We start from the raw sequence: 13,225 nt of genomic DNA on the forward strand, positions 1-13,225 counted from the left end.
CAAAGGAACTATATCTTTTCCTGAAAAGCAAATTTATTCTTCCATAACCCATTCCTCTATATTTCTGACCTTACTATTGAAGTTCACGCCTATCTTGAACAGCTGGCGTGAATCACTTTGGAAGGGCTGTTCGTAACGGTTCTCTCTGATTTGCTCCAGGGCCTCTGCTGCCGTACCATCTTGTTTGAATTCCATCAGATAGATATATTTATCGGTGGTCAGCACCAGATCCACACGACCACGGTTCGTATGATATTCCACCCGGACATGGAAGCCCATCATCTTGAACACGATATACAATACATTCTGAAAAAACAGTTCTACATTGCGTTGCGGCTCCTGACCAACAATCACCTCATAGGGAGCATCTGCAAAGAAACTCTGCAGGCGGCGGAAAAAGCCGTCTACATTCGCATGCTCTACTTCGGATACAAACTTACGAATTTCAAACGGAGCTTCAGACTCACTTTTATCTGTATAGAAAGGCATCAGATAATTCAAAAAGCCTTCCTCCACTTCCTGATTGGGATAATCCAAAGTATAAAGTCTAAAACGGCTGTCATAATCCTTTATGGTCAGATACCCGCTCTGATAGATGACGGGAATAGGATGGGTACCTTCCGAATCGATGCTGTCGAGTACATCTGCAGTGACTTCTACGCCTTGAATATCTTCCAACCGATAGTTGTGTTTCTTCAGCAGGTAAACCAGATAAGAGGGAGTGCCCGTAGCAAACCAGTAATTGCCGAACGCCATGGAGTCGAACGTATTGAGCAGACTGAACGGATTGTAGATACCGGAGGTGTTGACATTGAAATGATAGCCGTCGTAGCGCTTCTTCATCTCAAGGCATACGGTGTCATAATCCATGCCCTGCGCTTCGGCAAGAAGATGCAGGTCTTTGTCAAAATACTGATATAGTTCCTCGTCTGTGATGCCGCAGATATCGTTATAGTCGCGGCGCATGGATATATCCTTCAGGTTGTTGAGGTCGCTGAACACGCTCACTTTCCCAAACTTCGTAACGCCGGTCAGGAAACCCAGCTTGATATAGCCGTCCATCGTCTTCAATACGCCGTAGAAAGGCTTCAGGGTGTTGCGGAACTCCTTTTGCAGTTCGCTGTTACCGATGGCCTGCAGCATGGGTTTGTCGTATTCGTCCACCAGGATGGCGACACGATGGCCCGTCTTTTCCACCGCCCGCTCTATGACACCGGCAAAACGCAGGGCGATGCTACGTTCCGATTTGTTGGCACCATACAGTTCTTCCCATTTGGCAACGTTCTTTTCCAGTATGTCGTCCAGGCTTCCGGGGGTATCGTATTTACCGATATTCAGGTCGAGGTGAAAGACCGGACGTACCGTCCAGTTCTGTTCCAACTGCTCTATGGCCAAGCCTTCAAACAGTTCACACTTTCCCAGAAAATAAGCTTCGAGGGTAGATATCAGCAGGCTTTTGCCGAAGCGGCGCGGGCGGCTCAGGAAATAGTAACTGCCGGTGGTCACCAACCGATGCACCCATGCTGTCTTGTCCACATAGACATAACCGTCTTTACGCAGTTTCTCGAAGTTCTGTATGCCGATCGGATAGATTCTATTGTCCATATATTCTTATTTTCTGTAAAGCTATAACAAAGGAACAATATCTTTCTCGTAAAAACAAATTAATGTCCTATTTTAGGCGGTAGGCTATCGGTTAAAACCACCTCTCATCCACTGCCGCCGTCCGTTCCGCCTCGCGGGTGATCTGTGAGAGGTGACGGAGCTGACGATGAAGGTCGCGGAAGAGGGTAGGGCGGTCAGCCGGGTCGACGGACTGTATCTGCCGACGCAAACGGCGGCCTTCACCGATGATCTTTTCTTCGTAATACTCCGTGAGAAGTATCCGGAGCATGACCTCGTGCGATAGTGGGATCTGCTCATCCGTCATCCCCTCCGGTACGCCCGGCAATTCGGGGAGGGCCGGAAACAACTCCGGCAGCAACTCTTCCAGGTAACCGGCGAACACCTGCAACTCCTCCGGACACTCCTCCTGCAACGCCAGGCAATGCAGCAAGTCATTGTAATCGCTGTCGGCAAACCGCATATCGTCCGCTTCGAGCATCCCTTCGAGCAAAGGAGCGAGCGACGGCTGTCGCAGGCAATACCCCAGCAGACGGCGTGCCGAATAACAACCCTGTGCGGTCAGATGATGCAGATAGGTACGAAAACCGGCCTTCCCCAGCCGGCGGAACAACTCGTCGGGATCCTCGCCGCCGAGGATGAAGGAAGTACGTACACTGAACTGACGCTGCCGTTCGGCAGCAATCTTTGCGGCAGCCTTCTGTCCGGGCCCGTCGCCGTCGAGCAGAAGATGCAGGCAGGAGGTGTAGCACGAGAGAATCTCCGCCTGCCCGTCGGTCAGCGCTGTCCCACATAAAGCCACCGTGTGACAGAATCCGGCGGCATGCATGGCGAGGACATCCTTATATCCTTCCACCAGAAAAACGAAGCCCTCCTTGCGAATCGCCTCTGTTGCCCGGTGAATCCCATAGAGCGTGCGGCTCTTGTCGAACAGTCCGTTGTTGGCGGTGTTGATGTATTTGGGGGAACTGTCGGCTGCTGCGTCCAGCAGGCCATTGTCGATACGGCGTGCACCGAAACCCGTCAGCACCTTTTCCGCATCGTAGATCGGGAAGACAATGCGGCTGCGCATCGTGCGGAAAGCATCGGGCACAAAGGCCGGAGCCAATCCGACCCCGAAGTCGAGCCAGGTAGGTGACAGCTCACTGTGGCCGGAGGCGCAGGGCCGGAGGGATTGCAGGAATTGTTGGTTGCCGGAGAGAAGATTACACACCCCCTGCCCCCTCTCCAGAGGGGAGGGAGATACTCTTTGTTGATCCTGACTGATAATATTGGAAGCTTTACTGTTAGCCTCCGTTGTAGTGTCAGGAGTAACTTTTCCCCTCTGGGGAGGGGGCAGGGGGTGTGTCACCGATGTAGATCCTGCTGTCGATCCTGCCGTCAAAATCCCTACCGCTTCGGCAAACGAACATTTCTCCATCCCCATCACCAGCGCGATCACATCGCCTCCCGCCCCGCAGGCATGGCATTTGAAAAACTGTTTACCCACATGCAGCATCAGCGACGGATGATGGTCGTCGTGAAACGGGCATAGCATCTTGTAGTTGGCGCCTGCCCGATGCAGGGTGGCATAACGCGCCGCCACGCGTTCGATGGGGTTGGCGGCTTTCAATTGTTCGATATTCATGGTAAATTGTTTAAATAATAAGATAATTGGCCAATAGCCTAATGAAGACAGTGATAAATTCAGTTATTATCAGTTTTGAATGTAGGGGCGTTGGTAGGGGCGGTTCGCGAACCGCCCTTACAGGTGCCGTTGTCTTCAACAAGGCAACGCCTTGTGCCGCAGGCTCTCTTTTGCCGTCTGCTTCAGCTGACGGACTAATAATCAGGAGGCTAAGCCTCTTCCTCTGTGGGCTTAAGCCCCTTTATTAACCGGGGCTTTCTTCCTAAGATGAAAGGGGGTTAAAACCCACAGAGGATCCGGCAAAGCCGGAGCATTTAGATATCCGTTTGCTGAAGCAAACGGCAAAAGAAAGCCTGCGGCATGAGGCTCCGCCTCATAAAAAAGGCTCAAATATGGCTCCTACTTGAAGCTCACCTTTTTCTAAACTGTCCCCTTTTTGTAAGGATAAATCTGCGTCAGGCTGGCGTTATACCGGAAACGCACTTCGCCCGTCGCCCCGTTGCGGTTCTTGGCGATGAACAACTGGCCCACGCCACGCATATCCTCTTTCGTATGCTTGTCGTAATACTCGCGGTACTGCTCCGGACGGTAGACAAACGCGATGCTGTCCGCTATCTGCTCGATCTCGCCCGAGTTACGCAGGTCGCTCATCACCGGGACATGATCCTGACGCGCCTCACAGTTACGGTTCAATTGCGCCAGTACGATACCCGCCACATCCGCCTCCATGATCAGGTTCTTCAGCTTACGGCACACATCGCCCAACGCCAGATCCATCGTGTCCCTCACCTCGCCACGCCCGGCAGGATTCACCTGTATCAGGTTGAGGTAATCCACGATGATCAGGTCGAGCGGCATCCGACGGTGCAGCGCCATCGTCTTCGCCCGGATCTCCTCGAACGTGCAGCCGCTGCAATAGTTCAGGAAAAGCGGCAGGCGATCCAGCTCCTCGGCCGCCGCCTCCAGCTTCGCCCGGTCGTCTTCCGCCAGTTGCTTGAAACGCAGCTTGTCGGGCTCCACGCCGCTCAGCATACAAAGCAGGCGGCTCACCAGTTGCCGTTCCGTCATCTCCAGGCTGAAGAAACAAACCCGCTTCCCTTTGCGTGCCACCGCCAACGCCATGTGGAGCGCCAGCGCCGTCTTCCCCATCGAAGGACGACCCGCCAGCACCAGCTGTTCGCCCCGGTAAAGACCGCCCAGATGACGGTCGAACTCCGCGATGCCCGTCGTCAGTTGCAGCATCTCTCCGGCGGCATGCAAGCTCTGTTCGCGGTAAATCGTATCGAGGATGCGGCGGCTCACCTCCCCGGCGGCATGTGTGGTGCTGCTGACGGCAAAGAAATCCTCCAGCTTCTGAACGCCCTTGTGCACCTGTCCGAGCAGCGACACCACGTCGACCGCCGGTTCGTGCGCCTTGATCGCATGCTCTTTCATATCGGCACATAGCCGGCGCAACACCCAGCAACGCACCACCGCAGCAGCATACGTCCGGATATGCGACGCATTGCGCACCGTCAGCAGATGGTCGGCAATAAATCCCAACCCGTTCAGACGCGCCGCCTGCTCAGGTTCGAGCAGGCGCATTTCGCTTTCGATGCTCAGCATATCGATGTCCGCCTCGCGGTCGTGGAGCGCCGTCATGGCACGGTAGACCAGGCGGTAGTCGGGGTTGGTAAACATATCGGGCAGGAGACGCTCCGCCACGTCGGCAATGGCATTGCTTTGTGCGATAACGGCCAGGATAACGGCACGTTCCATCTCTTCCGTAGCCGGGAGGGGGAGCGGGAACTGTTGTTGTTTGTTTGCTTCTTTTGTCATGATCTGTCTGTTTTTATTTAGGTGAATCGTACGTAAACGGGGCGAAAACTCTCTCTCAGGTAGGCTGGCGGGATGTGCCGGGCCGGTATGGCCGGCGGCAGGTTACCGATGGCAGGTACCTTCATCCAGTCGTCGTAACCCACGATCGTAATGATCGTGAAGCGGGGCAGCCGCTGCACAGCGATCACGCCGTCTGCCACCATATCGTCCAGCAATACACTCAATCGCGACCGCGAGATTTGTGTCTTGTCTTCGATAGTCCGGTAGCTTGTGATCCATTCGCCTCGTTGGCAGTAGACGGTTTGCGAGTGGATGGAGATATCTTCGTCGCGCTTGTTGGCGTGAAACAAGAGGCAGAGGTATAGATTGCCGTACTGGCGGGTGTATGAGTCGTCGGCATACATCTTGCTTAGAATGGTGTTTGGCACTTTGAGGAATCCTCTCAGAAACAGGTCGGTTTTTTTGTTGTTCATGTTTTGCATAACGATATGGTTTTAAAGTTGCTGTTAACAAATATTAGTAGACAATCTTTAAGACAATCTCCGGACGGTCTTTTCTCTTTCTATCGGTTTATATATCAGTCTTTTACAAAGTCGAAAAACGGGCTTCGGAGACAATCGTGAGACGATCTTTGAGACGCTTTTCATTATTATATAAGAATATATATAAGAGAGCAAGATGTTTTTCTAAAATTTTTAACAAATATAACGCCGGTATCCGAAAGCTCGTCTTCCCTGTTTTCAGGAGGTTAAACGCCTTGTTTTCAAAGCGATCCGTAAAAACCGGTCGAAAGGTTTCCTCTCTTCCCGGGATAAATGTTATTTATATTCTTGTTGTTCGTTCTTCTTTTGCTTGATTTCTTTTGTCAGCGCATGGATGGTTCCGTCGACGTATTCCAGTTCCGGCAGGACGGTCTTGAGGCGGCTTCTCATGCCCGAGAGGCTGTATTTCGACAGAAGGATGCAGTTCAGGATTTTTGCCAGTTGTTTGATAGTCATATCTCCCAGCAATCCGCGTCGTCGCAGGGCGCTCATCAGTTCGATCAGTATCTGTGTTTTCTCCGGATTGTCGATGCGTAAATGGGCGGGCAAGACGTCGTGACATCCGCATGGCCCGGCCAGTTCGAGGGCGTAGGTGGCGAAGAAGTTTCTTTTGAAGGCTTCTTCCTGCTCGCTCAACGGTTGGGTTTTGAGCAGGAAGAGGGCGGTTTCGTGCAGCAGTGCGCCGCGGTCGGTGTATGTACTTAAAAAGCGTCGATAGGTTGTGAAGGACTGGATGAGTCTTCGGTTGCAAATACTTTTTTTTCTCATGATTTTTTTATATTGTGGGAAGAGAGGACTACCTATGGTTATTGTGTTTTTTATGAATTATCCCGATGGGTGGTTTCCCTTGCGTGGGCGGGGCTGACATGGTAGTATCACCAGGGTAGCTTGCCTGTGTCGTTACGGTGGGTTAAGCATGCCGTTCGGACGGGATAACCATGCCGGTATCGGGTGGTTGTTTGTTTTGTTAAGTAATAAATCTACGTGTTTGATCAATAAAAACGTGACGACAAATGTATATCGATTTTCCGGAGAGGAAAATCAAGGGGTAGGAGCTGGGGAGGGGGAAGGGGGGAACTAGTCTTTAAAGGACTACGTCATTTTCTTTCTCCTTTAAGCTATGCCTTGAAAAGTAAGCCTGTTTTCTAATATAAAATAAACAATAACAAACAGGTAGATAACAGGTATTTGCTTCACCGGTATTTCCGACCGAAATACGAGTGAGAATCCGTCTGTATGTTACCGAAAAACAACCTTTCAATTCCATATAAAGATAAACGAAAAATGTTTAATTGAAAAATTTTTAAAGCAGAAAATAACTGATGTAGACATTGAATTATGAGACGTTACATCAACAGAAAAAATAATCCGCCATCTCCCTGAAAGGTGAATTAATATTAATATATCAATATATTAGTTTATTAAACCCGATATCTTCTCCATAAAGAAACAGTAATTATCATAGTCCTTTAAAGACTAGGTTCCTGCCCTTTAGAGCATTGAAACTATAAAATGAAACGATAAAACGAATAGCATAAAATGAGAAAACTGATACTTGTATTGAATATATTGGTGATGATGGTTTGCGCCGTTTGGGGGCAAGACGAAGTGTGGAATGGAGAGTCGGCTGATCACCTAAACCCGATCGCGGACAATGAAAATGTCTATCATATTTCTACCGCAGCGCAACTGGCTAAATTGGCGGAGTTGGTGAATGATGGGAACGGTTTTAAAGGCAAGACGGTTATATTGCAAAAGGATATTGTTCTTAATGTGGGCGTGTTGGATAAAGATGGGAATTTGCAAGGCGATGTATCCGAGCTTAATCTTTGGAGGCCGATAGGGAAAAACTATCAAAACTCTTTTAAAGGGACCTTTGATGGGAATAATAAAACGGTGTCGGGGGTTTATATTGATGATGGTGACGATGGAGCTTATCTAGGTTTGTTCGGTTGTCTTGGCGAATACGATGAGCAAGACGGTGAAATAAAGAATGTCGGGGTGGTGGATAGTTATGTGAAGGGGACGGGAAGGTTTCCCTATGTCGGCGGTGTGTGTGGCTATAGCTATGGCTCGATCTCCAATAGCTATAATGCCGGTTCGGTGACGGGAGAGACGGAGAATACGGGGGAGGGGAATACCTCCTCTGCCTATGTCGGCGGTGTGTGTGGCCTTAGCTCTGGTGGCACGATCTCCAATTGTTACAATATCGGTTCGGTGACGGGGGAGGGGAAGGAGGCGAATGGATGGGGCTACGCCTTTGTCGGCGGTGTGTGTGGCTCTAGCTCTGACTATAGTTCAATCTCCAATTGTTATAATGCCGGTTCGGTGACGGGGGAGGCGGAAAGCCTAGTCTCTGTCGGTGGCGTGTGTGGCGATAACAACGGTGAAATCACCGGCTGCTACTATCTTGAGGTGGATGGTGTTCCGGATAAAGGGATTGGGAATGAGGATAATAACGAAGATAAGACTAAGGCAGCTCAACCTCAATCTTTTGCCGAAGCAATGAATGACCTCCTAGTAGGAGATCTAAAGACTCCCTGGATAGGCAAAGCCACAGCAAATGGCGACGATATAACCTTCCCCACCCTTGCACAGGTACCGAAATTAGAGGAAGGCGTTTATCTTATCTCTTCAGCAGAGGAATTGCGCTGGTTTGCAGGGAAAGTGAATGCAAATAATAGCAATCTCGATGGCAAGTTGATACAAGATATTGAGGTGTCGGGGTTGAAGCTAGATGAGGATGGGAAGCCGGATAGTGAGACGATATCTGCTGAGCTGGAGCAGTGGACGCCGATAGGGAAAGACGATGACAAACCTTTTACAGGAACCTTTGATGGGAATGGCTACAAGGTGTTGGGGGTTTATATTAATGATAATACAGATAATGCTTACCTAGGCCTGTTCGGTTATCTTGGCTACGGCGGTAAGATAGAGAATGTCGGGGTGGTGGATAGTTTTGTGAAGGGGACAGGAGCAGAAGCCTCTGTCGGCGGCGTGTGTGGCTTGAACTTTGGCACGATCTCCAATAGCTATAATGCCGGTTCGGTAGAGGGCGGAAATGGTGCCTCTGTGGGCGGTGTGTGTGGCTATAGCGAAGGCTTGATATCAAATAGCTATAATACCGGTTCGATAGAGGGAGGAGAGTCTGCCTCTGTGGGCGGCGTGTGTGGCTATAGCTATGGCTCGATATCAAATAGCTATAATACCGGTTCGATAGAGGGAGGAGAATCTGCCTCTGTCGGCGGCGTGTGTGGCGATAGCGGTGGTTCAGGTAAGATCTCCAATAGCTATAACACCGGTTCAGTAGAGGGTGGAAAGTCTGCCTCTGTCGGCGGTGTGTGTGGCTATGGCGATGACTTTAATTCGATCTCCAATAGCTATAATGTAGGTTCGGTAGAGGGTGGAGAGTCTGCCAAGGTCGGCGGCGTGTGTGGCTATAGCCGTGTCACGATCTCCGATAGCTATAATGTAGGTTCGGTAGAGGGTGGAAAGTCTGCCTTTGTTGGCGGCGTGTGTGGCAGTAGCTTTAGTGGTGCTAACGCTAATGGGAGTGACTGTATCAGCTCGATAACAAATAGCTATAATGCTGGTTCGGTAGAGGGTGGAGACGGTGCCTCTGTCGGCGGCGTGTGTGGCGATAGCGATAGCGGTATATCCTCTTACAACCGCCCCATTATTAGCTTGATAACAAATAGCTATAATGCTGGTTCGGTAACGGGTGGAAGCGAAGCCAAGGTGGGTGGCGTGTGTGGCTATAACGGCGGCGGTATATACGTTGAAGACCTCCCCATTATTAGTTCGATAACAAATAGCTATAATGCTGGTTCGGTAACAGGTGAAGGAGAAGCCAAGGTCGGTGGCGTGTGTGGCTATAACAACGGCGGTGAAATTACCGCCTGCTTCTACCTTGTAGGAACGGCAATGAAAGGGGTTGGGGCTGGCACCGATAGTGGTAATGAGAAAGCCGACCCGAAAACGGCTAAAGATTTGGCTAATGAGATGAATGATAACTTGGAAGACGCTTCTTGGATAGGTTCCGCTAATTATGAAAACGCTACTCTCACTTTGCCATACTTTGAGGGTTGCGAGCCGCCGACAGTGGAGTTGGAGGTTGTGGCTGTGACGGAAGCGATAGACTTCGAAAAGGAGGAAGTGAAGAGTGGCGCAAGTTATGAAGTGGCAACAGACTTATCGTTTTCTTCTCCATTGCCGTCAGGTAAAATTACTTGGGATGACAATTCTACTATCTACGTTCGTAACAAGACTGTTGATCCTAAAGAGATCAGCGATGTCATCGCCCTTTCACGCCCGGCAAGCCCGACACTTTCGGCGGATGAGGAAGAGATAACAGCAACCAGTATTACATTGAAAGCTACTACAGATATAGAAGGTAAGGATATTGAGTATAGGAAAGAGAGTACTGATGAGTCTCCTACCATCGCTTGGCAGCCAAGTCCAACCTTTGGCGATCTTACTCCTGAGACCGAATACATCTTCTATGCCCGTATCCAGGCTACGGAAAGCAGCTTTGCTTCTTTGCCAATCGAGGTGAATATTAAAACAAAAAAAGGCTATACGATCACGATTGATGCTGGTATTACTAATGGTACAGTTAAAACTGATAAGACAATAGCCTCTGAAGGCGAGATTGTCACCCTAACGGTCACCCCTGATAAAGACTACGAGCTGGAAACACTGAATGTGACTGGTACGAATGTTTCCGGTTCCGGCAACGAACGTACTTTTAAGATGCCAGCTAAGGCCGTAACCGTCACGGCTACTTTCAAGGAAGTGAAGCCAGCCCCAGCGCCCGACCCAACTCCCGACCCCGAACCTGTCTACTACACCGTCACGATCCCCGAGTCGATCACCGGAGCCATCATCCACGGCGGCGGTACGCATCAGGTGCGCGAAGGCAGCTACATCGACTTCTCCATCGAGATCGACCCGGCAGGCACAGGCGAGTATCCGACCGTCACCGTCGACGGCTATTGGTGGAACACGCTCAGACCCGACACGCGAGGCAACTACCGCGTCTATGTCTACGACGACGATTGCGACATCCGTATCGGCGAAGTGAGCGGCTACGGCACCTACACCCTGACGCTTCCCGCCGACAGCCTCTTCGAGGGCGACGACCTCTATCGCAGCGGCGTGGGTATCGCAGTTACGCCCGCTTCGTCTTCCCCTTCATCCGACGCGCTCCGTTACCCCTTCGGCACGGAGCTGACGCTCACGGCCGTGAGCGACACCCATCGCACCTTCGTCGAGTGGATGGACGGCAGTCGACGCTCGCCGCTGACCTTCCGTCTGCGTGAAGACACCGAGGCTTACGCCTGGTTCCGTGCGCTTCACCCCGTGGGCAACGAAGAGATCGCCGCCGCCTCCATCCGTATCCGTACGGAACGTGGAGGCACCATCGTGGTCGACACCCCGACGAGGCTCCCGATAGCCATCTATGCGCTATCCGGCCAATGCCTCCGTCGCAGCGAATCGGAAGGCACGACGCGCTTCAGCGGCCTGAGGGAAGGCAGCTACCTGGTGGTAGTGGGAACACATAGCGAGGTGGTTATCGTTCGATAACCACCGTAGGGGCGGGGTCTGCCCGCCCTTTATCCGGGAAGGCATAGCGAGGGCGGTTATACCGGGTATAAGTTATTATTTGGATATCCCTCTGTTTTTTGCCCTGTAAAGGTGCAACAATATTATCCGCGTACTTGGGGCTTGGATTTTGGTGCAGTTGCCTTGAAAATCCATTGAAACTTTTTTGGCATTTTCCGGAGAATCTCTATATTTGCAAAGTCTCGCTATCAGGTCGGTAGTGGGGTATTAAACCAAAAAGTCTTGTCTATGAAATCAAATGAAGTTTTTCCTCCGCAGGAGAAGTTTATCAATCCCTTTACGGATGAGGGTTTTAAAAGGATCTTCGGAAGTGAGATCAACAAGGAAATGATCATCCTCTTCCTGAACAGTCTACTGAATGAGTGTATTACGGATATCAGTTTCCGTAATGTAGAAGCCCTTGGGTTGAGTCGTGGAGACCGCAAAGCTGTATTCGACATTTTCTGCGAAACGAGTAACCATGAGCTGATAATCGTCGAGGTTCAGAAGAACTCCCAGAAATATTTCTCCGACCGGGTATTATATTACGCCTCCTTCGCCATCCAACAGCAGGCCACATACGCCAAAGAAATGCTGGAGCGGGAGCGAAAGGCTCAGAAGGAGATGCAGGAAAAAGGCGAGGGAGATAACCCCCCCTTGAAACGTCTCCGTTGGAATTATTCGGTGAATCGCGTGTATGTAGTCTGTTTTCTGAATTACATCATGGATCGTCGATACCCGGATAAATACCACTGGAACGTTATCCGCATGGATCGTGAACTGAAAGAACCTTTCAGCGACACCCTGACGGAAGTCTATCTGGAGATGCCCAAGTTTCGCTTGAAGCTCTCCGAATGCGATACTTTTTATAAGAAGTTTTTATATGTACTAAACAATATAGAAATCATGGAACGACTACCATTAGAACTAAACGAACAAATCTTCCAGAAGCTGAAAAGCCTGGCCGAAATAGAACGTATGACACCGGACGAACGCCTGGCATACGAACTCAGCCTCTCCACCGAACGCGACCTGTATGCCTGCATGGAAACGAAGTTGGAGGAAGGGATAGAGATCGGGATGGAGAAAGGTCGTGCCGAGGGCCGTGCAGAAGGTGAAGCCAAAGGTCGTGCGGAAGGCGAAGCTAAGGGCCTTGCCGAAGGTCTCCTTGAAGGCGTTAAAAGCGTTGCCATTCGCCTCAAGCAGCTAGGTATGGATGTGGCCTCCATCCAGCAAGCCACCGGTCTTAGTGAAGTGGAGATACAGGCATTGTAACGTTTGCCCCCGTCGCAGCGAAGCGGAAGGCACGACGCGCTTCAGCGGCCTGAGGGAAGGCTGCTATTTGGTGGTGGTCAGCTCACATTCGGAATTGGTCATCGTCCGCTAGGATCGTTTTGAAAATATATGGCTAACAGTATAGAGACAGGCTGTCCGGGTAGAAAATCATTATATCCGGACAGCCTGCCTGTTTTTGGGAGAATGTCGAAGTTTAGGGAGGAAGCAAAACTGTTTCTTCTGTATTTCTATCCGTCGACTGAAGCAAACGGACGGAGATATACTGCGTAATGAGGTACAATCCCCGTAAAAATCAAACATCTTTACAGACTATGAATATCTTTGTTTATATATAGAATATGAGGGAAAAGACAAATGACTGTCAGGAGAGGTCAGACGTTTAAAAAAGAGAGGAAGGGAGGGAAGAGTCTTAGAAGAACTATGTCTATCGTTAAGAAGTAAGCCTTAATAATGAATAGCTTTTAATATATATTCACACCGATGGAGAAGTTTCATTAGAGGCGTATGGTTAGGAGAAATGTTATGAAGTGATATTATTCAATCGANACATTTTTTTATTATACAATAATATATAGATTTAAGTTGTTGATTATGTTAGCTCAATAAATACATACAGAGCCTTGATAAAAAACAAGGTATAATCTAAGTATCTTTTAGTTGGAATATGATCCGGAAATTGATACTTAATCTATCGGTAAATTAGCATATCCTCTCC

At 50.0% G+C, this 13,225-nt stretch carries 7 protein-coding genes; 2 read left to right on the forward strand and 5 right to left on the reverse strand.

Annotated features, from left to right (window positions below):
• Nucleotides 1-33 precede the first annotated feature (33 nt).
• From BQ7394_RS09065 to BQ7394_RS09085, 5 genes are all read right to left on the reverse strand, one after another.
• Nucleotides 34-1,605 (reverse strand): ATP-binding protein, encoded by a 1,572-nt coding sequence (locus tag BQ7394_RS09065; RefSeq protein WP_075557150.1) that lies wholly within the window; start codon nt 1,603-1,605, stop codon nt 34-36.
• A 91-nt stretch (nt 1,606-1,696) separates the two neighbouring features.
• Entirely contained in the window at nt 1,697-3,250 is a 1,554-nt protein-coding gene (locus tag BQ7394_RS09070) for a CHC2 zinc finger domain-containing protein (protein WP_075557151.1), read from the reverse strand.
• Between the two features lie 420 nt (nt 3,251-3,670).
• Nucleotides 3,671-5,068 carry a replicative DNA helicase gene (locus BQ7394_RS09075; protein ID WP_075557152.1) on the reverse strand — a complete coding sequence of 466 codons (1,398 nt, stop codon included), beginning with the start codon at nt 5,066-5,068 and terminating at the stop codon, nt 3,671-3,673.
• Between the two features lie 17 nt (nt 5,069-5,085).
• Nucleotides 5,086-5,550: a hypothetical protein gene (locus BQ7394_RS09080; protein ID WP_075557153.1), complete on the reverse strand. Its 465-nt coding sequence runs from the start codon at nt 5,548-5,550 to the stop codon at nt 5,086-5,088.
• A 336-nt stretch (nt 5,551-5,886) separates the two neighbouring features.
• Complete coding sequence (locus BQ7394_RS09085; RefSeq protein ID WP_139317692.1) at nt 5,887-6,246, reverse strand: hypothetical protein; 360 nt, start codon at nt 6,244-6,246, stop codon at nt 5,887-5,889.
• 903 nt (nt 6,247-7,149) lie between these two features.
• Here BQ7394_RS09085 and BQ7394_RS09090 point away from each other — a divergent pair.
• Complete coding sequence (locus BQ7394_RS09090; RefSeq protein ID WP_075557155.1) at nt 7,150-11,196, forward strand: GLUG motif-containing protein; 4,047 nt, start codon at nt 7,150-7,152, stop codon at nt 11,194-11,196.
• A gap of 267 nt (nt 11,197-11,463) precedes the next feature.
• A complete protein-coding gene (locus BQ7394_RS09095; RefSeq protein WP_075557156.1) occupies nt 11,464-12,489 on the forward strand; it encodes an Rpn family recombination-promoting nuclease/putative transposase in 1,026 nt (341 codons plus the stop codon).
• Nucleotides 12,490-13,225 lie beyond the last annotated feature (736 nt).

Source organism: Parabacteroides timonensis (genome assembly GCF_900128505.1).
GTDB classification, from domain to species: domain Bacteria; phylum Bacteroidota; class Bacteroidia; order Bacteroidales; family Tannerellaceae; genus Parabacteroides; species Parabacteroides timonensis.